This window comes from Priestia sp. FSL H7-0729, assembly GCF_038005685.1.
GTDB lineage: Bacteria > Bacillota > Bacilli > Paenibacillales > Paenibacillaceae > Paenibacillus.
In genome coordinates this window covers 144,903-170,780 of the sequence record NZ_JBBOTQ010000010.1, presented here as the reverse complement: position 1 = coordinate 170,780, position 25,878 = coordinate 144,903, and the positions used below count along the sequence as shown (strand labels likewise).

19 protein-coding genes are annotated in these 25,878 nt (G+C 49.0%); 16 read left to right on the top strand and 3 right to left on the bottom strand.

The features are described from left to right. Nucleotides 1-347 precede the first annotated feature (347 nt). The 7 genes from MHH93_RS21125 (at nt 348) to nagZ (ending at nt 8,754) form a co-directional block, all read left to right on the top strand. A complete protein-coding gene (locus MHH93_RS21125) occupies nt 348-1,700 on the top strand; it encodes an ABC transporter substrate-binding protein (protein ID WP_500055626.1) in 1,353 nt (450 codons plus the stop codon). A gap of 55 nt (nt 1,701-1,755) precedes the next feature. After that, a complete protein-coding gene (locus MHH93_RS21120; RefSeq protein ID WP_500055625.1) occupies nt 1,756-2,679 on the top strand; it encodes a carbohydrate ABC transporter permease in 924 nt (307 codons plus the stop codon). A 222-nt stretch (nt 2,680-2,901) separates the two neighbouring features. Continuing rightward, nucleotides 2,902-3,735 (top strand): carbohydrate ABC transporter permease, encoded by an 834-nt coding sequence (locus tag MHH93_RS21115; RefSeq protein WP_500055624.1) that lies wholly within the window; start codon nt 2,902-2,904, stop codon nt 3,733-3,735. 234 nt (nt 3,736-3,969) lie between these two features. Next, on the top strand, nt 3,970-5,079 hold the full coding sequence (locus MHH93_RS21110; RefSeq protein ID WP_339239168.1) for an ABC transporter ATP-binding protein: 1,110 nt from the start codon (nt 3,970-3,972) through the stop codon (nt 5,077-5,079). 48 nt (nt 5,080-5,127) lie between these two features. After that, nucleotides 5,128-5,838: a hypothetical protein gene (locus MHH93_RS21105; protein WP_500055623.1), complete on the top strand. Its 711-nt coding sequence runs from the start codon at nt 5,128-5,130 to the stop codon at nt 5,836-5,838. Next, nucleotides 5,838-7,034 carry an exo-beta-N-acetylmuramidase NamZ family protein gene (locus MHH93_RS21100; RefSeq protein WP_500055622.1) on the top strand — a complete coding sequence of 399 codons (1,197 nt, stop codon included), beginning with the start codon at nt 5,838-5,840 and terminating at the stop codon, nt 7,032-7,034. The genes MHH93_RS21105 and MHH93_RS21100 overlap by 1 nt, the downstream gene beginning before the upstream one ends. Nucleotides 7,035-7,065: 31 nt before the next feature. Further along, nucleotides 7,066-8,754 carry a beta-N-acetylhexosaminidase gene (gene nagZ, locus MHH93_RS21095; RefSeq protein WP_500055621.1) on the top strand — a complete coding sequence of 563 codons (1,689 nt, stop codon included), beginning with the start codon at nt 7,066-7,068 and terminating at the stop codon, nt 8,752-8,754. A gap of 202 nt (nt 8,755-8,956) precedes the next feature. On the opposite strand, the gene MHH93_RS21090 is transcribed toward nagZ, so the two are convergent. Next, nucleotides 8,957-10,390: a serine hydrolase domain-containing protein gene (locus MHH93_RS21090; RefSeq protein ID WP_500055620.1), complete on the bottom strand. Its 1,434-nt coding sequence runs from the start codon at nt 10,388-10,390 to the stop codon at nt 8,957-8,959. Between the two features lie 234 nt (nt 10,391-10,624). On the opposite strand from MHH93_RS21090, the gene MHH93_RS21085 reads away from it, so the two are divergent. Both MHH93_RS21085 and MHH93_RS21080 read left to right on the top strand, forming a co-directional pair. Beyond that, nucleotides 10,625-12,598: a methyl-accepting chemotaxis protein gene (locus MHH93_RS21085; protein WP_500055619.1), complete on the top strand. Its 1,974-nt coding sequence runs from the start codon at nt 10,625-10,627 to the stop codon at nt 12,596-12,598. A gap of 271 nt (nt 12,599-12,869) precedes the next feature. Next, nucleotides 12,870-14,066 (top strand): DUF2087 domain-containing protein, encoded by a 1,197-nt coding sequence (locus MHH93_RS21080; RefSeq protein WP_500055618.1) that lies wholly within the window; start codon nt 12,870-12,872, stop codon nt 14,064-14,066. A 196-nt stretch (nt 14,067-14,262) separates the two neighbouring features. On the opposite strand, the gene MHH93_RS21075 is transcribed toward MHH93_RS21080, so the two are convergent. Beyond that, a complete protein-coding gene (locus tag MHH93_RS21075) occupies nt 14,263-16,266 on the bottom strand; it encodes a methyl-accepting chemotaxis protein (RefSeq protein ID WP_500055617.1) in 2,004 nt (667 codons plus the stop codon). 446 nt (nt 16,267-16,712) lie between these two features. Here MHH93_RS21075 and MHH93_RS21070 point away from each other — a divergent pair, with 446 nt between their 5' ends. From MHH93_RS21070 to MHH93_RS21040, 7 genes are all read left to right on the top strand, one after another. After that, nucleotides 16,713-17,417, top strand: a complete 705-nt coding sequence (locus MHH93_RS21070; RefSeq protein WP_341132036.1) for an AzlC family ABC transporter permease — start codon at nt 16,713-16,715, stop codon at nt 17,415-17,417. Then, on the top strand, nt 17,408-17,737 hold the full coding sequence (locus MHH93_RS21065; RefSeq protein ID WP_062837141.1) for an AzlD domain-containing protein: 330 nt from the start codon (nt 17,408-17,410) through the stop codon (nt 17,735-17,737). Before MHH93_RS21070 ends, MHH93_RS21065 begins: the two co-directional genes overlap by 10 nt. Before the next feature lie 110 nt (nt 17,738-17,847). Then, on the top strand, nt 17,848-18,645 hold the full coding sequence (locus MHH93_RS21060; protein ID WP_500055647.1) for an NAD-dependent epimerase/dehydratase family protein: 798 nt from the start codon (nt 17,848-17,850) through the stop codon (nt 18,643-18,645). 115 nt (nt 18,646-18,760) lie between these two features. Further along, a complete protein-coding gene (locus MHH93_RS21055; RefSeq protein WP_500055616.1) occupies nt 18,761-19,417 on the top strand; it encodes an SGNH/GDSL hydrolase family protein in 657 nt (218 codons plus the stop codon). A gap of 293 nt (nt 19,418-19,710) precedes the next feature. Then, a complete protein-coding gene (locus tag MHH93_RS21050) occupies nt 19,711-21,702 on the top strand; it encodes a heparinase II/III domain-containing protein (RefSeq protein ID WP_500055615.1) in 1,992 nt (663 codons plus the stop codon). After that, nucleotides 21,695-23,653, top strand: a complete 1,959-nt coding sequence (locus tag MHH93_RS21045) for a glycosyl hydrolase (RefSeq protein WP_500055614.1) — start codon at nt 21,695-21,697, stop codon at nt 23,651-23,653. The genes MHH93_RS21050 and MHH93_RS21045 overlap by 8 nt, the downstream gene beginning before the upstream one ends. Before the next feature lie 103 nt (nt 23,654-23,756). After that, nucleotides 23,757-24,893: a glycoside hydrolase family 88 protein gene (locus tag MHH93_RS21040; RefSeq protein WP_500055613.1), complete on the top strand. Its 1,137-nt coding sequence runs from the start codon at nt 23,757-23,759 to the stop codon at nt 24,891-24,893. A 264-nt stretch (nt 24,894-25,157) separates the two neighbouring features. Here the strand turns inward: MHH93_RS21040 and MHH93_RS21035 are convergent, their stop codons facing one another. Then, nucleotides 25,158-25,763: a methyltransferase gene (locus MHH93_RS21035; RefSeq protein ID WP_500055612.1), complete on the bottom strand. Its 606-nt coding sequence runs from the start codon at nt 25,761-25,763 to the stop codon at nt 25,158-25,160. Between the last annotated feature and the right edge of the window lie 115 nt (nt 25,764-25,878).

Genomic DNA, 25,878 nt, shown 5'->3' with positions numbered 1-25,878 from the left:
GATTGCTTGAGTTTTCTTTTTACATAGTATAGAGGCATGAAATGAAAAAGTAAAATTAAATTTTATAATAAAAAATAATGTTGAATTTTTATTTCATAGCTCATATAATGAACTCAATCTACAATTTTGGAAGGAATTAATACTGTTAATGTCAACTAAGTTGACGTTATATTGCATTTAAGAGATTAATCCTGCGTACGTTCAGGTCTAATCCATAAGGGAGGTGCATTTTCCTTACTGCCACGCTCAATAGTCTGTTAAGCCGTTTAAGGATGGATGATTCCAAAAGGGGTAGCATGGTTAGGCAATGCAATTATCGGGAGACGACACGCGAAGGAGATGAAGGGATGAAAAAGAAGGGTCTAGTGTGGGCAATGTTGTTGATGATGGTCATGGTTACTGCCTGCGGGAATAGCGGGGGCGCTGCTTCAGATGATCCCAATGCAGAAGATACGGTGACTGTATGGACGTATCCAGTACATGGAACATATGAGGATGAACTGAAGGATCTAATCGTTGATTTCAATAAGGAACACCCGAATATTACCGTGAAGACGGAAATGCTCTCCTGGGCGGAAGGGCCCAAAAAATTCGATGTCGCTCTGAACGCGGGCAACCCGCCGGATCTTTACTTTCATAGTGTAGACGGCACGTATGTGAATACAGGATTGGCACTTGAGCTGGACAGCTACCTGACTCCTGAGATCAAGGATGACTATCTGCCTGGTACGCTTGAATTAGGTCAAATCCAAGGGAAACAGTACGGACTGCCATTGTATCAATTCCAATGGGCTTGGGGTGGTAACAAACGGATCCTGGAGGAAGCGGGCATTGACTGGAAATCGATTCAACAAAATGGCTGGACCTGGTCCGAATTCAACGATGCCGCGGCCAAGTTGACCAAAACGCTGGATGGCGGGGCTAAACAATATGCACTGGTTACCGACGGAACCTCGCTTGATTTCATTGAAATGCTGTCCCGGAACAACGGAATGATTGACGTTCTCGATAAAGCTGGCACGTTCCAATGGAATGATGGGCGCATTCTGGACACTCTCTCTTTTATCAAAAACCTGATGGATCAAGGCTATATGCCGAAGGAAACGGCGGCTCTTGCTCCAGCCAAACGGACGGATATGTTCTATGCGGGTGAAACAGCGATCATCTCCAAAGCGATTCCTTATTATGATGTGATGATTCAGAACCGCAACAAGGATATTGATGATGGCAAGGTACAGGGGGAGAAGATTGATTTTGTCCTGCTGCCTGTACCGCATAATGATGATCAACCTGCGGCCACAACGATGGGCGGCGAAGGGTATGTAGCCTTCAAACAGAAGAAGGACAAGGGCGAACAGCATTCCGAAAATACGTTCCTGGTGATGGAAGCGCTCAGTGGTGCCAAAGCAGGGAACTCGGCCAATGAATTGGCTCTCCCATTCGTAAGACAATCCCAAGTGGAACTGTTTAAAGGAAAAGAGCTTGGTCAAGCGGATAATCTGGCCGCTGCGAAAGTCATGGCAGAGAATATCGCTATGCCGGTAGTGCTTGAACTGGATATCGACAAAGCATCTCAGCAAAAACAATTCAAGGAACAGGTTGTGAAGCCTAATATTCAGGCGCTGTTCTCGGGTGAAAAATCACCGGAGCAGATCGCAGAAGACTTCAAGAGCAAGGGCGAGCAGATGTTTGGACAATAACTCGGACAATCAAACATAACGTATAACCACACTGATTAGGAGAGGAGGATTCGCCATGCAGACCGCCCTTGCGCCAAAACCGTCTGCGCCCCGGACTTCCCGGGCTGCCCGGTTTTGGCGAGATTACGGGTGGGCGTATTTGTTCATTTTGGCGCCTGTCCTGCTGTTTCTCATTTTCACACTGTATCCCGTACTAACAGCTCTCGTGATGAGCTTCCAGAAATACAACATTATGAATTCGACGTGGGTTGGATTGGATAACTACGAGCGACTGGTGAAGGATGAAACGTTCTGGAAGTCGATCAAAAATACGGTGATCTTCACTGTAGGCACAGTCCCGGTCAATATTCTCATTACATTTGTACTGTCCTATTTTATCTATCAGATGAAAAGTAAATGGCAGACTTTTTTCAAAGCTACGATGTATCTGCCTGCGGTAGCCTCCGGGGTAACGATCTCCATTGTATGGCTGGCGATCTTTGATCCAACCGACTCGGGACTGCTGAACCGCTTCCTCGGCCTGTTCGGCCTTGACCCGGTGATCTGGCTGGGCCAGTCGGGAACGGCACTCTTTTCCCTCATTCTCATGAACTGGCTCGGATCGCACGGGGCAGGCATTATTCTGTATCTGGCAGCCATGGGCGGTATTCCGAAATCGCTGTACGAAGCGGCGGATATTGATCATGCCAGCGGCTGGACCCAGTTCAGCAAGATTACATGGCCGCTACTCAAACCAACGACGCTGTATCTGCTCGTGACAGGTGTGATCACGTCTTTCCAAGTGTTTATCTCGGTATATCTGATGACACAGGGTGGACCTAACTTTGCGACAACTACAATCGCCTATCTGATCTACGAGACGGCATTTAAGTTCTATGAATTCGGATTGGCTTCGGCACAGTCGTTCGTATTGGCGATTATCATCATTGTCATCTCCGTCATACAGTTCAAATATTTCTCCAGCGATATTGAGTATTAGATGTAGTTCAAAAAGTCCGCTTTTGATTACGAAGGATGCCTAGCGGCATCATCAGCATCGAATATGGAATTTAGCCGAAATGTCCGTTGCTCACGTAGTTTTCCCTACGCTCCGCTACTCCATTTCTAGCTTCATCCCATCTTCTCGGTACTGAAAACCGACCTTTTTGAACACGTACGATTAGAGCATGTTGCATTAAGCATCCGGGGGTGAATCAAATTCATGAAATCAACACAGAAAAGGATCCTGCTCGTTGTTGCAGCCATTCTGCTGGTCGTCTGGGCGCTGGTGACGGTCATTCCGATGTACTGGATGCTCGTCGGTTCGGTGCAGGATAGCGCGATGTCGGCGTCGTTTAAACCACAGATGATTCCGGAGCAGTTGTCGTTATCACCATATGAGCGCTTTTTTGCCAAAACCGATGCCTGGCGCTGGTTATACAATTCGCTGTTCATCTCGATCATTCTGACCGTAACAAATGTATTCTTCGCCTCCCTGGCGGGATATGCGTTCGCCAAACTGAAGTTTCCGGGGAGTCAGGCGGTGTTCTGGACGTTGCTGGGGACCATGATGATTCCGGCACAGGTGACGCTGATTCCTTTGTACATTCTGATGGTCAACGTGTTTAACCTGGGAGATACGTATACGGCCATTATCCTGCCTGCTGCCGTTAGTGTGGGCAACATTTTCTTGATGAAACAGTTCATGTCTACGCTGCCCACATCGCTGATTCATGCGGCACGTATCGATGCATGCAGCGAGTTCGGCATCTTCTGGAAAGTCATTCTGCCGATGGCAAAGCCGGGAATCGCGGTGCTGGCGATATTCACGTTTGTCGCTTCGTGGAACGAATTCTTCTGGCCGTTCCTCATTACCAATTCCAACGAGATGCGTACCCTTCAGGTGGGGCTGGCCTCGTTTGTATTTGCCGAATCAACGGACTTCGGCGCAATGATGGCGGGAGCAACAATCGGTGCGCTGCCCATGATCATTCTATTTTTCTCACTGCAACGTTACTTCTTGCAGGGCATTACGATCGGTGCGGTTAAAGGTTAATTCCTATATATGTTCAACTAGACATTTACACAATAACGGAGAGGACAGAAATAACCTGAAGAAGCGAAGGCGTTCGCCTTTATCACCGGATTTCCCCTTTCTATAAAGGAATTAAAGAAATCTGGGGGTAACAGCGATCGGAAGGTTGTTCTGTCATCGGAGTGCCAGTGTAAATAATCGTTAGTTGAACTTATATAGTTCAGGACAAGCGACAACGTAAAGGGGGATCTACCTATGGCACGCGTGGAGTTTCGCCAAGTGCGCAAAGAATTCAAAGACGATCATAAAGGAACGTTCACGGCTGTGGCCGGCTCGGACTTTGTTATAGAAGATAAGGAATTCGTAGTGTTTGTGGGTCCTTCGGGCTGTGGCAAGACAACGTCACTGCGGATGATTGCCGGACTTGAAAAGCAAACAAGCGGTGATATTGTGATTGGTGACCGGCTTGTTAACGATCTGCATCCGAAGGATCGGGATATCGCGATGGTGTTTCAGGACTATGCACTCTATCCACATATGACCATCCGTGAAAATCTATCCTTTGGCCTGAAAAATCTGAAAAAGCCAAAATCCTATATTGATGAACAGGTGCAGAATGCGGCCTCCATTCTGGGACTGGAAGCGATGCTGGAACGCAAACCACGCGAGCTGTCTGGTGGTCAGCGCCAGCGTGTTGCGGTGGGGCGGGCGATTGTCCGTGATCCACAGGTGTTTTTATTCGACGAACCCCTGTCCAATCTGGATGCCAAGTTGCGGGTGCAGATGCGGGTGGAGTTGGGAGAGCTGCATAAACGTCTTGGTGCCACGATTGTGTACGTGACACATGACCAGGTGGAGGCTATGACACTTGGGGAACGTATCGTGGTCATGAATCATGGAGATATTCAGCAGGTGGCTTCACCGAAAGAGCTGTATGCGAGTCCGCGGAATATGTTCGTTGCCGGATTTATCGGTTCCCCGGCAATGAACTTTATTGATGCACGGATTGACGGTACACAGGTTGTCATCGAGGGGGCCTCATTCACTTTGCCAGCGGATGTACTTGCTCGTCTTGAGAGTTATCAAGGCAAGCCGGTAATTATGGGGCTGCGCCCAGAGCATATTTTTGGTGATGATGTCGCTCCGAATATCCCGACAGACCATATGCTGCAGGCGCGGGTTCAGGTTGTAGAGCATCTGGGCTCCGAGAATTTGGTGTATTTCCATTCCGGTACCCGTACGGTTACGGCCAAGGTACACCCGGAAACACATGCTTATGTAGGAATGGACAAAAATTTTGTGCTGGACTTGCGTAAGGCACACTTTTTCGATCCAGAGACAGAGCTTGCGATTGGACGGGAGTAATAGACCGGGCCGGGTGAAGAGGAACGGTAAGAAAGGGGAGAACAAAGAATGCGTAAGCTGAGTGAAGTGTTGGTCAAGTCGGGCGCAGAAATCTATCGGGACATTATTTCAGTGGCTCTGTACAGTGTCGTTAGCTCCATCGTATTGGTTCCCATTCTGATGTTTGCTCCGCTGCCGATTGCGGTGATGCTTCTGGCCTTGATATATATGCCCCTCCTGTTCGGGGTCTGTTATGCCATGCATCACAGGCTGGAACGCAAGGAACGCCGCAATGGGCTTAAGGATATCTGGCTCGGAACGGTGAAGGGAATAATCCCGGGAGGATCAGTGGGTGTGCTTTTCGCAGTACTTGGTTTCATTCTATGGTCAACCTGGTGGTATTACGGTGGACAGGGTGGGGTTACAGGTACAGCGGTAGGCGTATTCCAGACGTTCTTTGTTCTCATGGCTGTGATGTCACAGTTCTATACTTGGCAGCTTGTTTTACAAAAAAACATGGGCATCCTTCAGGCGATGGGGGAAAGTGTAAAGCTGTTCTTCCGTCACCCGGGGTACACGATGAGTGCCTGTTTTCAGGCCATGTGCCTGACTGCTTTGCTGATGCTGACTGTTGTTGGTTTCGGAGCACTGTTTGGAGGTATGTTTGCTATCTATCAGCATAAGGTGGCTCTCAATGTGCTGGAGCCTGAAGAGGAACCTGTCGTAACAGTTGGTAATGATCACCAGCATACAGGGTGGATCAGCCAGGGGAATGTGTAATGAGCCAGATGAATGGAAGCGAGCAGTTACCGGCTGTGCAAACGGGAGTTGACCTTCTGTCGAGAGGGTTGTCGCATCCATGGTTAACAGGTGCTCGAATCGGTCTAATTACGAATCCGACGGGAATTACAGCGGATTTTGTATCGACCATAGATGTGTGCGCGGGACTGGCTAATGCCGAGCTTACAGTGCTCTATGCCTGTGAGCACGGACTGGAAGGAGAACTTCAGGCGGGCGTCAGATTCGGAGACATGCTTCATCCACGCCTGGACATTCCGGTGTTCAGCCTGTATGGAGATTACAAGAAACCTACAACCGCAATGCTGGCTGGAGTCGATACGGTCCTGTTCGACATTCAGGATGTGGGCATCCGTTATTACACGTATGCTTCAACCTTATTCCATATGATGGAGGCCTGTGCTGGAGCAGGCAAACGCATGCTGATTCTGGACCGTCCCAATCCGCTGGGTGGAAATGTTGTGGAAGGCGGTGTGCTGAACGCGGGATATGAATCACTCGTTGGCGCTTGGCGTGTACCTGTACGTACGGGATTGACGGTAGGTGAACTGGCCCTGATGGTCAACAGCGAGATGGATGTACCTTGCGAATTGGACGTAGTTGCGATGGAAGGTTGGCAGCGTTCCATGGAGTTTGCGGATTGTGGTCTTCCCTGGATGTTACCCTCTCCGAATATGCCCACGCTGGACAGTGTGCGGGTATATGCGGGTACGTGCCTGTTCGAAGGCACGAATGTATCGGAGGGAAGAGGTACGACCCGCCCGTTCGAGTGGATTGGAGCCCCCTGGATTGAGGGTGAGCGATTGGCGGAACGATTTCGGGAATACAAGCTGGAAGGTGTGCATGTGCATCCAGTGTACATGTCCCCAACATTCTCCAAACATGCAGGTGAGCTGTGTGGTGGCGTAAGGATTTTTGTAACGGACACTAGGAAATTCCGGGCGGTAGAGACGGGGCTAGTGCTTTTGCATGAACTGGTTTCACTCTATCCGGAGCAATTCTGCTGGCTGGAGCCACCAGAGCCGGGTTCGAGGTACTTTATAGACCTGTTGGCAGGGGGGAAGGCAGTCAGGGAGACCATTCATGACCGTACGGAATTCGTTTGTTTAATGGAAGCGTGGAATGTACAGGCAGCAGAATGGAAGGAGCGGCGAAAGCCGTTTTTGTTATATCCATAAACGGATGTTGGTTATCGGAGGGAGGCATGAAATGAGTGGGCAAAAAGAGTTATACCAGTCTCGTCTGAAACAGATGACCTTGCGCGAGAAAGTCGGACAAATGCTGCTTTGTGGCTTTCATGGCACCGAAGTTGCTGGCGATGTGGAACCCTTTCTCCGAAAGTATCCAATCGGTGGCGTGATCTATTTTGCACGCAACGTTGAGTCGCCAGAGCAAGTAGAGCGGTTATCGTCAGGGCTACAGCAGATTGCCAAAAGCAGCGGTAATGTGCCGCTCTGGATATCCATTGATCAGGAAGGTGGCATGGTAGCTCGAATTACTGAAGGAATCGCTCTGATGCCTGGACAAATGGCCATCGCCGCTGCTGGTTCCATCGACGATGCGTATCAGGCGGCATATATCAGTGGGTTGGAGCTGAAATCCATGGGCATTAATATGAACTTTGCTCCGGTATTGGATGTGAACAATAACGCGGCGAATCCGGTCATCGGTGTACGATCATTCGGCGAATCCCCACAATCCGTTGCAGAATATGGGGCCAGAACCATTGCGGGGATACAGGACGCCGGGATTGCAGCGACAGCCAAGCACTTCCCGGGGCATGGGGATACGGACACCGATTCTCATCTGGACCTGCCGATCATCACTCATAATCGTGATCGGGTAGAGCGCCTGGAGTTGATTCCCTTCCGCGCCGCTATCGCCGAAGGTATCGATGCCATGATGTCGGCGCATATTTATTTCCCTGCACTGGAGCCAGAAGGTCTGCCCGTAACGCTATCGCATACTGTATTAAGCGGTCTGCTTCGCCAGGAACTGGGTTATGAGGGCATGATCGTGACAGATTGCATGGAGATGGATGCCATTGCGGTGAACTATGGCACGGTCGATGCAGCAGTGATGGCGGTAGAGGCTGGAGCGGATCTGGTGTTAATTAGCCATACGGCCAAACTTCAGGCAGAGGCATTTGAAGCGTTGCTAGCAGCTGTGGCGAGCGGACGAATTAGCGAGAGTCGTATAGATGAATCAGTGACCCGCTTGCTGATGTACAAGGCGAAACATGGGTTGCTGGAGAATGAATTGCACGGTGCAGGCGATGATGAAGTGATTAGTACATTCTCAAATATGTCCTCCCCGGATTCATCAAAGGATCTTTCACATTCCAGCGGGTCTGAGCGCAACAGTTCATTACACCAAGAGGTTGCCCGAAGAATTAGCGAGAACAGTATTACGCTGGTACGCGATCAGCTGAATATGCTGCCTTTAAAGCCGGAACGCACGCTGGTCATAACGGTTGCCACGTCACTGACGACGATTGCAGATGAACAGCTGAGTCAGACGTTCACCTTGGGCTCAGCCTTATCCAATTATGGTCTGGATGTTGTCGATCGGGTGGTTACGCCCGAGGAAGTTGCCATTCGTTCCGCACGTCTGCTTCAAGCTGCGGAAGAGGATGGGGTTCGACAGATTGTGGTAGGCACCTACAATGCGGGAAGTCCTTCCGGTGATCCACAGTGTCGACTGATCGGCTGGTTGCAGCAACTGGGCAAGCCATTGGCAGTTGTGGCATTGCGAAGTCCCTATGATCTGCTCGCGATTCCAGATGCCCAAGTCTATGTAGCGGCTTACGAGAGCCGGCCACTTGCCATGGATAGCGTTGCTCAGGCGCTGATGGGACACATTCCTTTTGCGGGGAAGCTTCCTGTGACGATAAAGTAGACGGATGTTGAACGAACGGATGGCTGGTTGCCAGGCAATGATGAGAATACGAGTTGCCCTGCCTTTTGCAGGATGGAGAAGAGATGTATGTTGGTTGAGTGAAATGGAAGTATAAGCCGTTGAAATGAAAATATTATACAGAGCAAAGAGACGATCCTTTATAGGACCGTCTCTTTGTTATGTGTATACGAATAATCATAAATTATTGCATTTTCAATGCTTTGGCTGTCTTGGCTTCAACTTCATCCAAAAGTGAAGTCATGTCCATACCTGCGTGGTTGCCAAGCAGGATAATGGTGATATCATCGGACAGATTACGTGAAAAGGCTGTAGCGAACCCGCCGCCACTACCGTTGTGGAAGACGGTACGGTGGGTGCCATTCTCTTTGAGAATCCACGCGTAGCCATAGTTTTTATCGGAGTAAGGCTCATACATCTGTTCAATCGTATCCTGGCTTAGAATCTTGTCCGTATACAGTGCACGATCCCATTTCAGCATATCGTCTACTGTGGAATAGATGGTGCCCGATCCGGATTGAGACACATAATAAGGTGCAGTTACCCAAGCGTCATCTTGTTGAACAAAACCACTAATCGTATGCACTTTACGGGAAGCCTCTCCCGAATTTTTCATACCAAGTGGCTTCAGTATCGTCTGCTGTACGTAATCGGCATAACTCATGCCGGATACCTGTTCAACGACGTATGCAAGCAAAACATACCCGCTGTTGCTGTATAGATATGCACTCCCTGGTTCAAACTTCAGCGTTTTGTGGCGAATCTCTTCTACAGTCTCTTCCATGGAAGTTCCTTCACCCCGACCAAATGCGGAAGGCAGACCTGAAGTCTGGGATAACAGCATATGCAGTGTGATCTGATCTCCCTTCGGAATGCCGGAGATATACTTGGAGATTGGATCTTGCACATTAATCTTACCTTCCTCCATGAGACTCAGAATGGACGCGGCCGTGAAGGATTTGCTCAGCGATGCGATTCGGGTCTTCTGATCCGGACGATTCAGCGTCTGTTCATCGGCAAGTCCGTAGCCTTGTCTCAGCAGAACTCCACCATCGCGGGCAATCAGCGCCATACCTGGATAGTTGATCTCGCGCAGATACGTATCTACGCTGGCAACTTCACTGTTCAGCAGGCTGATTTGATCCGTGACCATATTCACACTCATCTGACCTGTAGCTGTACGTTGGACCTTGATATCTGCCTTAATTGCATTGGCCATGGCCCGGACAGGCACCATCAACGTACCGTTAACAGTACGTGAATTCACACCTGTAGCCAGATCGACCTTGTTTACCTTAATGGAATTGCTACCAGCCTGATGGACCAGCGTGTCTCTGCCCACGGTAATGGTAGCTATCTTGGTGTGATTGTCCCATTTCAACGTGCCTTTAACGGATGTGACGACATCCCGCAGTGGAACAAACGTTGAGCCTTTAATTATAAGTGGTGTGTTCTTCCAGGATTGCTGCTCACCATTCACTTCAATGTGAACTGCTTGCGTTGTCTGGGCTGCGGATGCCGTGATACCGGCTTGTCCCAGAATCGGGCCTGCGCACAGGATGAACGCTAACAGGATACGGAACATGGATGAATATACCGTGGAAACAGGTTGTTGCATGTGTGACTTACGTAAGATTTGAATCCTCCCCTTCCAATCGTTTCATGAATAGCCAGCTTATGAGCATTGTAAACGATCTCGCGTAGAGGGTCAAAACGATTAAGCGGATATAATCCATATCATCTGATCAAATCATTTAAATTAAATTTGTACCAATTTAGTATCTATACATAATATTTTTACAGCGATTGTCCGATAAAAGGATGGGTGAAGATTATGATGGGGGATATTTATATGAAGAAAAGGATTCGAAATTGGTTTACTTTAACCGTAAAAAAACGCCTGATCGCTGCATTGCTCTTGTTCTTGATTGTTCCGAGCATTACCGTTGGTTGGTTGTCTTATCAAAAAGCTGCTGACCAAGTTAAGCAGGAAATTATTCGTTCCGCACAGGCCAAAACGGAAATGCTTAGTCTGCAGATAAATCAAATGCTGGATATGGAGAAGGATAACGCAGCGCAGATGGCTGCGGGTATGACTTCAAACGATATTATTAATAAATCCCCTGCGCTGCAAAGGCAGATGGATCGGATGTCTCAGAATCATAAGGAACTGGGTGTACTCACCGCAGGTGCGGAAGATGGCAGCTGGATGAAATCCCCACAATCCGAAGAACAGAATTATGATCCTCGTGAACGTTCATGGTATAAGATGGGCATGTCTCAGAATGAACCTGTAATCTCGGATACGTTCCAGTCGGCTTCGACGGGTGAATGGGTTGTGACCGCAGCGGTCAAGCTGGCTGACGGCAAAGGGGTATTCGGGGCCAATGTCAGTCTCAATCATCTGAAAGAATCCGTAGATCAGATTCGCATCGGTAAAGAGGGAAAGCTGTATATGTTGGATAACGGGGGTAAATTCCTGTTCCATTACAATATTGAATCCGGTACACAGTCGGATGAACCTTACATCAATGAGATGTATACGAAAGAAAGCGGAACCGTGAAGTATACATATGATGGTCACGAAGTGGAAGCTGTCTATTTCACCAATCCGGTGACAGGCTGGAAAATTGTTGGCGAGATGGTTCCTTCCGAAGCAACGGAAGCCGTAATGCCTATTTTGATTCGTTCCATTACAATTGTGGCATCTGCAATGGTTATCGGGTTGATACTGCTTGTTTTCATTATCCGCAGCATTCATCGACCATTACTGCAATTAACACAGGCAGCATCGAAAGTAAGTGCCGGTGATCTAACCGTTCGGGTAGGTCTGCAGCGCAAGGATGAGTTCGGACTACTTGGAGAAAGCTTCGACAAGATGACAACTTCACTACGTAATGTGCTTGGAGAAGTACATGATACTTCCAGCCAGCTGGCAGCATCTTCGGAAGAGCTGATGGCAAGTTCCGAGCAGACATCCAAAGCTACAGAACAGGTGGCTGAACTGATGCAGGATGCAGCTGCAGGAACGACTTTACAAAACAACAGTCTTGCTGCTACAGGCCAACTCGTAGGCGAAATGTCTATTGGAGTCAAAGAAATCTCATCAAGTGCTGAAGACACCGCTCGTATCGCTCTCGATGCTTCCACCAAGTCGGAAGCGGGCATGGTGACAGTGGAACAAGCGGTTACTCATATTCAGCAGGTGAATGACGAGAGCAAGACCATGTCTGTGGTCATTGAGGATTTGCGTGCGAAAAATGAAGAGATTCTGGTGATTGTGGCCGAGATTACGGCCATCGCCAAACAGACAAACATCCTCGCATTGAATGCGTCCATTGAAGCTTCAAGAGCTGGCGAACAAGGGCGAGGATTCGCTGTTGTAGCCAACGAAGTGAAAACACTGGCTCACAGTTCAGGCGCTTCAGCCGAGCGGATTAATGAACTTATGCACGAGATGCAGGAGAAAACCAATGCGGTGCAATCCACTTTTGCCCGTACAGGAGAAGGTATGGTGAAGAGTTCGCAGATGGTTACCGAAGCGGGCGAAGCATTCCATAACATTCGTACTGCGGTACAGTTGGTGGCTGCGCAAGCTGGAGAAGTGTCCGCAGCTTCCCGTCAGATTGATGGCGGCATGAGTCATATCAACAAGGCAGTAAGTGATACAATGGTTCTGTCGGACAGAATTGCCTCTGGAACGGAAGATGGATCGGCGGCGGCTCAAGAACAATTGGCCACAATGGAAGAGGTCGCAGCGTCTTCGGCAGCATTGTCACGTATGGCTGAAGATCTGCAAAGCATGATTGAACGGTTTAAGTTGTAACCGTGATTGTATTGGGACAATGAGTGAAGATAACTGTTTATGGGAGGAGCTGAAATGCTCTTTCTGCGATGAGACTGCAGGGTTGCGACCCTGCGGTCTTTTTTCTGTTGAATATGGGACAACTATATGTCCTCAGCACTCAGGATTCTCTCCAGTCACGTTGACATATTTCAAACATAATTATATTATGTCTATAAATAAACAAACATATATTTATAAACGATAATAGGTTGTCAGTTGAAATGACCAAAACAATAAAAGGAGCTTTACCATGAAATCATCGGAAACCTGGTTGCAAACCGCTTCATTGGAAGAGATCAAGCGTGGTTATCTGGAGGAAGGTCCCACGTATGTATGCGTCTGCTGTGGATACAGGACGGAAGCGGGGATTATCTACCCTGAAGAAGGGGTGCTCTATGAGGCAGCCCGTTATATGCGTGTGCATATTGAAAAGGTACATGGGTCGGTGTTTGAGTATTTGCTGGAGCTGGATAAAAGCGTAACCGGATTGTCTGATGTCCAGCGTGGCTTGCTGGCTCAGTTTCATGAAGGGAAGAAGGATGCTGAAGTACAGAAAGCCCTTGGTATCGGGAGTGCCTCCACAATCCGGAATCATCGGTTTGTATTGAAAGAGAAGGAACGGCAGGCCAAGATATTCCTGGCATTAATGGAACTTCTCAAAAGCAAGGATACCCAGGCTCCAGCCGAATGGGTGTCGCCGGTGACAAGACATGGACATACGATCCATCCTGGCTCATTTGATATTACAGAACAGGACCGGGAGAAGGTACTGAATAAATATTTTTCTGAGGGTACTGGCGGGCCACTGACGACGTTTCATATGCAGCAAAAGCATAAATATATCGTGCTCACTGAGATAGCCAAACGATTCGATCCAGAGCGCCAATATTCCGAAAAACAGGTCAATGAGCTGCTGAAGGAGGTTCATGACGATTACGTAGAAATACGGAGATATCTGGTCGATTATGGTTTGCTCGAACGTGAGCCAGACGGTAGTCGGTATTGGCTGGGAAGCCACACAGATGAACAGAGTGCCGGAGATGGAAAACAGGAACGCAAAGAAAAGGGGGAGCAGGAGAAGATGAATCGTCGCAAAGAATTGCAGGAACAGGCGAAGGAAGTCAAGACGGAAGCGGGTGTCTACCAAATTCGGAATGAACGTAATAACAAAGTCTATATAGACAGCACGCTTAACTTGAAAACCATTAACGGACAACGGTTTATGTTACAGATGGGTAGCCATCTGAATCGAAGGTTACAGGCTGAGTGGAATGAATATGGGGAGAATGCCTTCGTGATTGAAGTGTTGGAGACATTGAAGCCTGATGATAACCCGTATTACGATCCCAAAGATGCACTCGCCAAATGTCTGAACCGCTGGTTTGAACAGTTAGAGCCCTATGGAGATCAGGGGTACCACGGAGATAAAAAGGCATCTGCTGAATAAGCGGGACAGGTTTCTCTCTAAAATGCCTGACCTTATATAACCCAAGAGCCCCTTTGCCAATAGGATAATGGCAAAGGGGCTCTGGTTATTACAGACTACTTGTTATATAAGTTGAACTAATCTTTTACACGATAACAGCGATTGGAAGGTTATTCTGTCATCGTAGTGTTAGTGTAAACAATCTTTAGTTCAACGATTACAGCTTGAATTGTTCCACAAGCTTCTGCAGCTTATGAGCCAGGTGGGCAAGGGAATCGGCAGAGGAAGATATCTCTTGCATGGAAGCCACCTGCTCCTCCGTAGCAGCGGAGATGTTCTCTGTACCATCGGCATTGGTTTCCGATATCGCGTGAATCTGATCAATGGATTGCACCACTTCTGCTGTACTTGCAGACATCTGCTGTGAGGCAGCTGCGATGTTCTCTAGCTGATGATTGACGACCCCGACAGCTTGACTAATCTGAGCAAAAGCTTCATCTGCAAACTGAACGGCACGAATACCGTTGCTTACATCCTGTTGCCCGATCTGTACATTGTGATTGGCCAATGAAATCTCCTGTTGAATCGCTCCGACCATCTCTACAATCTTCTGGCCTGAAAGGCTGGATTGTTCCGCCAGCTTGCGGACTTCGCTGGCAACAACGGAGAAGCCACGTCCATGCTCACCTGCACGTGCTGCTTCAATAGAAGCATTGAGAGCAAGCAAATTGGTTTGTGCAGCGATATCTGTAATGACAGATACCATCTCACCAATGGATGTGGAATGCTGTCCAAGTCGTCCAGCAGTATCTGCCATACCTTGCACAAAGCGACTCACGGAACTCATCTCGGATACGGCCGTCTGCATGGTTGCATTCCCTTTATCCGCGAGCTCACTTGCTTGCATGGCAGCTTCGGATACTTGCTGTGTGCTGTTCGTTACCTGTCCCACACCTCCAGCAAGCTCATTCATCTGTAGTGCCGTATGTTTCAGGCTGCTGGTTTGTTTCTCAAGTCCAGCTGCGGATTCTTCCGTGATCAGGGCGACTTGCTCTGTTGCTTTGGTTGTCTCCGATGAGTTGACTGCCAATTGTGTGGATGAGGCGGTTAACTCGTCAGCCGTGTGTCGCACGTCCTGAATAACGGTTCGCAGGGATTCGCTCATCTTATTGAAGCTGGTGCTCAGCTTGCCGAATTCATCCTGTCCTAATACAGCAACCTCGATGGTCAGATTACCATTACTAATTTCGTCAGATGCCTTCACCAAGCGGCTCAGTGGTTTGGTGATGGATTGCACAATCCAGAAAATAATGACGGAACTTACCGCAATTGCAATTGCTACAACAATAAGTGTGGTGTATAGAATCGGACGGACAGAAGCCGTCACTTCCCCACTGTCGATGACACCAACCACGGTCCAGCCCGTCGTTTCATTGGTGGAGAAAAAGGCATGTTCCTGATTTCCATTTAGTGTATAGGTCAGACTTCCGTTTTTCTGTGCAAAAATGTCTTTATAGGGTGCCATGGTTCCTTCGGTCCCCGGTGTTTCGGTAGGATGTACAATGATTTTATTGGCATTATCAATGATATAGATATAACCCTTCTCGCCAATCTTCGTGGAGTTAACCGTCTTCGAGAGGGCTTCAAGCGATAGGCTGACAGAGACGACACCATGGCCATCCGCTGAGGTCTGAGCTACCGAAGCAACAACATTGCCGGTATTGCTTGATATGTAGGGGGTGATTACGGTAGGAACATCTTTGTTCTGTGTAGCAGCCTGATACCACGGGCGTTCACGCGGGTCATATCCTTCTTTGTTCACCGCAGTTACAGGGGAGTTGATATACACACCCTGATCGGTGCCGATGGAGGCAAGTTCCACGTCATCATGGGTTTCCTTATACGCGTCGAGCAAGGTACGGATGGTCTCTGTTTCGTCACCCTGATTGGGTCCGACATTACCTGCATCCATCTGACTAGCCAGGAAATCCACATTTTTGCGTGTTGCACCAATAATCTGGTCAATGGTCTGGTTGAGCACAGTAACACTGCTGATCGCGTTCTCATACATTTTCTCTTCAACCTTGGCCTCGGCTGTTTGGAACGAGATAATGCCCAGACTGATTGTGGGAATGAGTAGAACAATGGCAAATGATAAAATCAGTTTCTCTCTCATTTGCAGCGTTCTCTTGGCCCTTTGTTTACTAATCTTCTTCTTCATACACATTCCCCCTCTGTGTAACCCATCCCTGTGTCTGGTGGACAAGTCAATCTGGTAAAAGATAGTTCATTCCATCATTTCCAGATGTTTCTGGTGATATCGTATGACAAAATTCGAGTTTATTCAACATTATTTATGAGTTTTACGAAAATATTTTTCGATTTTGTAGGTATTTAGAATTATATCTGTTCTATAAAAACCAATCTGTCTCTCTCTTAGTGCACATCTTGTGGTATATTTCTGAATTAATGTGAAATGAATGTTGCAAATTGCGAAATCCACAGGGCATGTACCTGATTATGTTGAATACACAAAGAAGTTGTTTTCATGAAGATTGGACCTGGATGGATCTACATCCATATATATCGGTTGATGGAGACAGAAATTGGAGAGGGGTTGTACCGCAGTTGGACCAAAGTACACTACAGATATCTGGACAGGAGAACATGGAAGAGGTCCAGGATCAGGCTACATTCATGCAGGGGGTCAAAGATTGTATCCCAACCTTGCTTGGTTATTTAAGTATTGGCTTTGCAGCGGGTGTCATTGAAATGACCGCAGGTTTGAGTCTGGCAGAAACGGCTCTGCTCAGCCTGATTTTATATGCAGGATCAGCTCAGTTCATTGCAGCAGGCATGCTCGCATCGAATGGATCAGCACTAGCCATCATGTTCACCATATTTTTTGTGAATCTTCGTCATTTGCTGCTCAGTGCAGCTGTATCACCGTATTTTCGGCATCTGACCCCGCTTAAAAATATGTGGATTGGTTCATTGCTTACGGACGAGTCTTTCGGCGTGGCGATGACACGTGCGATTGGCAGGGAAAGGCTCAGTGAACGGTGGATGCACGGTCTTAATATTACCGCATATCTGAACTGGTTCGTGGCTAATATGGCGGGAGCGTACTTTGGACGCTGGATCACCAATCCGGAACGATTGGGTCTGGATTATGCCCTGCCAGCGATGTTTATTGGACTGGTCGTACTCCAGTTGGTGCATCGTAAAAATAAAAAAATACACATTAATGTGGCGATCATCGCTGTGGTCTGTGTAATCTTCGCCAGCATGGCTTCACTGGGCAGCATGAGTGTCATTGTGGCTGCGGTCATTGCGGCAACGATGGGAGTGTTCATGGAACGATGGAAGTAAGATGGGATGTATTCTGGATTATTATGGGGTCGGCGCTGTTAACATTTATCCCGCGTGTACTGCCACTGATGCTGTTCAGCAAGATACAGATTCCAATGTGGTTGTTACGCTGGCTGGAGTATGTACCCGTTGCAGTCATGGCAGCATTGATTGGTCAGGAACTGTTTATGTCGGACAACCAGTTGGTGCCGATTACGCACAATGCAGCTCTGTGGGCATCCCTGCCTACGATTGCAGTGGCCATCTGGACACGCAGTCTGCTTGGAACCGTATTGGTCGGTATTGTGGCTATGATGATCTTGCGATACTGGATCGGATAATAGCTTGGTTGTATTATAACATCCGGTAATTCCTTCGCCTGATCGGTTAATACTATTCTATAAAGGACAGATAGCCTATCTGAGCGAAGGGAGCTGGATTCATGAGTGAACTGAAGCGCAAGCTGTTAATTACGGGAGCTGCCGGAGTCATCGGTCGCAGCCTGCTGGAAGGGCTGAGAGCCAAGGGTTCTTATGACATCGTTGCAGCTGATCTGCTTGAGGACAAGGAAGCTGGCATTGTAGCCATGGATGTGACAGATGGGGAACGTCTGAAAGAACTGATGAAAGGGGTTCACACCGTTCTGCATATTGCATGGGCTAAGGATGAGGAAGATTTTCTGGGCAAAGTTCTGCCGATCAACGTAACCGGGGCCTACCATGTGTATGAAGCAGCACGGTTGAACGGTGTTCAGCGAGTGATCTTTGCAAGTTCCAACCATGCGACAGGATTCTATCCTACAGGTGAGGATATTGAAGTGGACGATCCATACCGACCAGACAGCTTCTACGGACTTAGCAAATGTTATATTGAACTGCTGGGACGTTATTATGTCGACAAATATAATCTCTCCTCCTTCAATATCCGGATTGGAAACTTCTCCGGTGATACATACCCGCACTCGGAGCGCTCGGCTCATATCTGGATCTCACCAAGAGAGATGGTCCAGCTCGCCGTGTGCTGTATTGAGGCGGATTCGGATATGAAGTACTTGAATCTGTATGGGACCTCGGCGAATACGGATAATTACTATGACATTGGCTACCTGGCGGAGAAGATTGGATACATTCCACAGGATAATGCAGCGGAGTTGTGGGAAGAGGCAAAACTTAGAGGCGTACCCGATAAACAGGATGAGACAGCCTTTCAGGGCGGAGGCCATGTGGAGAAAGAACCGAAGGATTCATAAAAAGGCGACACTTTGTGATGAAAACGCTATTTTCTATTGTAACCGAAAGGGATAAAATGGAGACTGAGGTGTTCAGTGTTTCCATTTTGCACAAGAGGAAGGAACGATTTCAATCATGAGTACAAGTCCATCCGTTATATTGTTTCAGGGAGACTCGATTACAGATGGGGGAAGATCACGCAATGATGATCCGAATCATTTTCTCGGACACGGATATGCGTATCTGATCTCCAGCAAATTGGGTATGGAACTGGCGGGCAAGCATAAGACGTTCTATAACAGAGGCATCAGTGGGGATCGGGCATCCGATCTGTACGCACGCTGGAATGAGGATACAATTAGTCTGAAACCCGATCTGATCAGCATTCTAATCGGAGTTAATGATGCCTGGCGCACAATGAATGGTGAACCTAGTGGGGTAACGGATCGTTTTGGACGAGCGTATCGCCATTTGCTTGAAGAAACACGGGAAGTGATGCCAGATACGGGGCTGATTTTGATGGAGCCGTTTATCCTGAATACCGGGGCGACTGCTGAGAAATGGGAAGCCTGGGAAGCGTATATCGGTCAATATCAGAAACTGGCTCAAGGTCTTGCTGAAGAATTCGGAGCGGTGTGGGTGCCATTGCAGCAGACGTTTAATGACGCTCTGGAGCAGGCGGATGCAGCGTACTGGTTATGGGATGGTGTGCATCCAACCGCGGCAGGTCATGAGCTGATTGCACGTCAATGGTTGTCTGTTGTACAGAATTCTCCGCTTGCGATTGTGTAACAACAACGGACAGTTGCGATATGGGGCAACATTAAAGGTATTCAGGATTAGTTAAAGATATAAGATAGTCAAAAATATGAGATAGTTATCAAAAGCCTGTGTTGACAGGCAGAATGCAACGGAGGACCTGACGAAGGTTCTTCGTTTTTTTTCGTTGGGGAGGAGAAGCACGTAACGTGGTGGAAAGGGTTCTAATGGATAATTCTTCAAAAGTGCTACCATATCCGGTAAAATGAAATCGATTACATTATAATATAGGTATGACAATCCATTAACGAAGAGTGGTGAATCCAGTGGAAGATTCCATTCACGAAGTCGGACATGAAAATATAAACCAACGTGGAAATGAGAGCAAAGCAGAAAGCTCCATGAGTGCTGACAGACTTTTAGAGCAGTTAATCCGGCCTGAATTGGCTACGTTATACGCGGACTTGAAGGCTTATGGTGAACGCGCCTTGAAGGAACCCTTGCCCTCCTTATCATTCCGTCTATATCGCCAGTTCAGTGATACAGGTGAGCGGAAAGCCTATGAGCAGGCTTATTTCGATCGAAGGGGCAGGCTGGCTGCTGTGGCGATGCTCGCATTGGACAGTGCTAGGCCGGATGCACTTCAAGCGCTGGAAGAAATGTTGTGGGACGTGTGTGGTGAGTATACGTGGTGTTTGCCCGCACATCTGGGTACAGGCGGTGTCTACCAGGTGAATGGAAACATTGATCTGTTCGCCGCAGAGACAGTACATATGCTGGCAGAGATGGTGAACATTCACGCCGATCGGCTGGATCGTCTTGTCATAGAACGGATCAGGTATGAAGCAGAGCGGCGAATCTTCGGCCCGCTTTACCGAGATCAGCAGAAGTTCCACTGGCAGACAGCGGATCACAATTGGTCGGCGGTCTGTGGTGGCTGTTGCGGCATGGCCGCATTGTTGCTGCTCGAGGATGAGTCCGCAATACGGGAATCAATCTCCCATACGGTCAGCTGTATGAACGCATTTCTAAGCGGATATGGTGAGGATGGCGGCTGTGCTGAAGGCATCGGATATTGGGTATATGGATTCGGTTATTTCACCTATTATGCCGAGATGCTTCGTGAGCACAGTGAGGGCGAACTGGATCTGCTGACAGGTTTCAAAATAGCAGCCATCGCAGCCTTCCCGCTGCGAGTTCATCTGTCGGGCGGCATATTCGTGAATTATTCGGACAGTGCCGAGCAGGAAAAGATTCCTTCCGGATTACTCTCTCTGCTCGCGTCCCGGGTGGGATTGCAGGTAGATCTGCCGCTTCATATTCCACTGCTTACCGATGATCCCTGTCATCGCTGGGCACATCTAGTGCGGAACGTGATGTGGAGCGATCCGGCAGTATATGGGGATGACGGTGCCTTTGCACAGGCTGAACGAGGATTTATTTTTCAAAATCTGGGCTGGATGGTTGCAAAGGGAGCGCTCGATTCTCCCAATTCAAAACGTACGAACAACGCACCCCTTCATGTGGCGGTTTCTGTTAAAGGCGGACATAACGATGAACCTCACAATCATAATGATCTGGGACAGTTCATTATCCATTGCGGTGGTGAGAATATCCTGTGTGATCCAGGAGCAGGGTTGTATACCCAAGCATACTTTGCGCCAGGCAGAGAGCAGTTGTTCCACATCTCGTCATCCGGGCATAACGTTCCGCTCATTGAAGGCCAGGAGCAAAGCTCGGGCCGGCAAGCGCAAGCCCATGTCTTAGAGGCAAAACTGGCAGCGGATGGCGGTGAACTGGATACAACATTGGATCTGACATCCGCATATCCTGGTGCAGCTTCACTGACTCGTTATACACGTCAATTCCATTGGGCAATGGCCGCTGACGGTAGTAGAGATAGAGCAGAATTACGACTGATTGACCGTTTTCAATGGAAGAGCAGGCGGGTGTCTTCGGCAGAACCATTCTCATCGGCGGATGAATCAGATGCAGGATATTCAAGCATTGTGGAGCGATGGATGAGCAGAGTACAGCCTGAGGTGGTGAAGAGCGGTAATCTTCGCTGGCAAGGCGTACATGGAACGGTCCATATGACGTATGATGCGAACCACTGGCAAGTCTCTACGGAGGCAATGGTCACAGTTGATCATGACAATGTTCCAGTCACATTCTATCGGACGTCACTATCATGGACAGGTGTGATCAATGAGATGGATGTTCGGATAGAAGGCCCTGAACCACTTGAAACGGTATGTGAGGTAAGCTTTATCATTGAACCAAAATTGGGAGAAATCGAGGTGAGCCAGTGTGAGTAAATATACATCTGCGTCCATGTATCCATGGAAAGATGAACTCGAACGTTACCGTACGTCGGCAGAACAAGCGGGCCCCGCTCCGGCAGACGGTTGGAATAAGGATCGCAAACTGGCACTTGTTGAGAGTATTGTGCGCGCTTACACACCATATCAGGACAGCGATGGTGCAATTATCGATCCATTCTCGGGTGTGGAGAGGTATTATTCTACACCAGCCTATGCAATGGCTGCGGCGGTTCTGGTTGACGCGGGGCGTACGGATCTGCTGGATTCTGCCGCAGCGGCCCTATCACAGAGCATTGATGCCGTGGTCAAACGTAGCACGCCTGACAATCACCCTGATTTTTTCCCGGTACTCATGATGAGAGCTTACATGTTGTTGAAGTCACATCTGCCTGAACAAGCACAGATCTGGGCTGAAGCACTCAAAACGATCGATCCTGAACAAGATTATGTATTTACGATGAGCAACATGAACAATCCCAATCGCATGATTAACTGGAACGCCATTATGATCTCTGGCGAATATGTACGGTGGCGTGAACAGCTGGCGAGTGAGGATACAACGTGGATGGATCGTTATCTGGAGGCCTATCATCTGCCCCGATTTACGGCACTCGGATTGTATCAGGATGGACCGCTGGACCGTCCCAATTGTCCATTTTCCTATGATATTGCCACCCGTTATCACCTTGGTGTGATGCTTGAAGCTGGTTACGAGGGAGCCACTGCCGACAGGTTGCGTGAGCAGCTGCGCCATGGTGCCTACAGCTCGCTACTGACGCTATCACCGCTAGGTGAGATTCCACCGCGGGGTCGCAGCTCCCAGCACCAGTGGAATGAAGCGGCCGCCGCTTATGTATGTTCTACACATGCAACGCAGGCTCTGGGGGCGGGAAATCCGGTGATGGCGGGTGCTTTTGCACGTGCGGCTAATCAATGTTTTGCTGCTGTAGAGCGCTGGAAAATGGATGATGGGCGCCTGAAAATCGTGCGTAACGAATACGCGCCAGAAGATCGGCACGGGTACGAGATCTATACCAACCATACCTGCTACAACCTGTGGACGGCGGCAGCCCTGGCCCACGCCTGTCTCAGTGATCCGGGAGACGATGTGAGTCAAGTGTACCTTCCTTCCGAGGTGGGTAGTCGAGTTTTACAGACCGATGGCTGGTTCGAAACGGTGGTTGCTTCCGTACCAGGTCAACAAATGGTATTGCACACGGCGATGAATGATCCATATACGATCCCTGGTTTGGTGCGGATTCAGCAGACAGGGTTACCTGGTCTGATTGGCCCTTCCGCTGCCAGCCATGTGCAGGCCGGATTCACGGAATTTGCTGAAGGGGTGGTCGGCCCGCTCAGCTATTGCCCTGCCTGGAAGACACCAGATGGGGTGTGGCATAGCCTTGCAGAGGGTATTCCATCGGGTGGTGCGTATGATCGGGATGTTGGATTAGACCCTGCTCACGGAGGAGGGTCCATAGTGTATGAGAAAGTGGGCAAGGATACGCCGAATCAAGTAGAGAGACATTTGGCGGAAAGAGCGAGAGAAGAGGCAGTAAATGCCTCGGAGAATTCTTTTACTGTGACGTGGGTTGGTCCCTTGCCTGGTGTTGAAACATTGCGCACTCATTATGTGCAGCAGGCAGACTTGCTGACCATAACGTATGAATTCCAAGGTGAGATTGTGGCGGCAGGTGCACTCATACCATTGATGTTCCATGATGGTCGTGAACAGGCGGTGATTACCCTCACGGATCAAAGTGTGCGCACTACGTATCGGGGGGCATATGTCGAATCTACAGCGCTGGATCAGGAAGCCATTATTCATCTGGAGGATCAGGCCGTGGCTTCCCGTAATGGATTGCTGAAAGAAGCGCGGATTGAAGTGAACGGAGCACGTAGTCTGACCTTTACGGTCCGATTGGGTGAGGTTAGTGATATTTAACAGATAGATATTGCAGTTACGGCATACGACGCTATAGATAAGTTGAGGTTGAGCTGGAGCATCAGGAAAGATGTCCGGCATTGAATCGAGGAGGGATATGTTCATGAACACATCAACGTCGGTAAAATGGCTCGAGGAAGCGTGGCAACAGGGAGCTACCAAAACGATTCGGAATGCGAAGCGGATCAAGGATACATTTCCGCACATTGCCCCGCAAGGGACGTATGACCGGAATGATCCGGAATGGTGGACAGCAGGTTTCTGGCCTGGTCTGTTATGGTTGGTCTATGGGGATGCACCGGAAAGTGAAGCGGTCGCTCCGCTACATCGCATTGCCGAAAGCTGTGAGCGGCAACTGGAGGGTTGCCTGCGTGATCCCGAATCAGTGGATCACGATCTGGGGTTCATCTGGCTGCTTAGTGGCGTAGCCAACTACCGCCAGACGGGCAGCACGGATGGACGGCGGCGCGGCATGCTCGCCGCCAACCTGCTCGCTGCCCGGTTCCATGTGCGCGGTGAGTTCATCCGCGCCTGGAACTTCAGCTCGTCAGCAATGGATACGCGCGGCGTAGCCATCATTGACAGCATGATGAACTTGCCGCTGCTCTACTGGGCATCCGAGCAGAGCGGCGATCCTCGCTTCCGCTGGCTGGCGGAAGCACATGCGGACACCGTGGCGCGCGAATTCATCCGCGCTGACGGGTCCATCTGCCACGTGGTGGAGTTCGATCCACACACGGGGCAGAAGTTGCGAGAGCATGGCGGACAGGGCCATGCTCCAGGTTCTGCCTGGGCGCGGGGCACCGCCTGGGCGTTGCACGGGTTTGCGCTGTCTTTCCGGTATACGGGCGAAGCCCGATATCTGGAGACAGCGGAGCGTGCGGCCGATTTTTTCCTCGCCATGCTTGGCGAAGAGATCGTGCCGGTGTGGGATTTCCGCGCACCTGCGGAGCATCAGGTGGCGTGGGACTCGTCCGCTGCGGCGATTGCCGCGAGCGGGTTGTTAGAGCTGGCGAAGCTGTCGCCACGCGGGGAAACCTATGCCGCCGCGGGAGAGCGAATCGTCCGCGGCTTGCATGAGCACTATAGCTCCGGTGACTCGGCAGCGGAAGAAGGTCTGATCATGCAGGGAACGGTGCATTACCCGGAAGGGCGAGGGCTGAATGTGCCGATTATATACGGCGATTATTTCTATATGGAAGCACTGGCGAAGCTGCATGGGCGTGAGGGGTTATTTTAAAAAGAGGAATGGAGAACTGAGAATGTTGTAATACATCATCACCTGTCCGCATAAGGCTGTCTCCGGTACCAGAAACGATATCCCTTCTATTGGAGACGGAGTATACCCAAGCTTGAGCTTTGAATAGACAATCGAGGTGAGCGGACAGGCGGATGGTGTACATAATCGAAGGAAGACAAATGAATATCTGGCGTATGAATATCTCATTCATACGGGTCCGGTTGGGGTGCAGAATTAGCTATGCTCTACTGAAAGAATCACTTTTCACTTCGAAGGCGTGCGTCTCAGGATAACAAAGTCGGCAGAAGACTGATCCGGGTATCGCTGCGGAATAATCTCATGCACTTTGAAATCAGGGTAGTCGAAAAGATATTCGAACAGATTTCGGTCCTGAATTGTATCGATCCCCGTATTTCCGTTTTCTTTCAAACGCGTGTAAAGCACCACCCATGCTGTTGAAGAGTGCAGAACATCATAGAGGGTATTGCGAAAATCGGTTTCATCCGTGATGTGATATAACACATCCAGACAGACCGTCAGATCGGCTTGCAGGAAACCTCGGTTAATCCATAGGCCTGGTGTATACAGCATGAAGCTCTTGGACGAATCTTTGGCAAACTGGGAAGCACAACGTTTTATCGAAGAAGCGGCGACGTCAACACCCAGGTAGTCCTCATAATTCATGTATTGCAACTGGTTGCCATCCCCACATCCAAACTCAATGACTCGATGGATACCTTCACGTTGAATCAGTCCATTCACGACTTCGGCCTTGAATTCAGCCAATACCCCGTATGAACCTCTCCCGGAAGTTTCACCTGAACGATATGTTTTCTCCCAATACCCGATGTAATCAAAAGGCTGACGCATATGTTTCCTCCAATTCTGTTAAAAGAAGTTCGAGACAGTCCATATACATAGGTTATGCGCGTTAATTGCAGGTATGAACGGTTGAAACGGGAATAGAAGATAAATTAATTTCCAT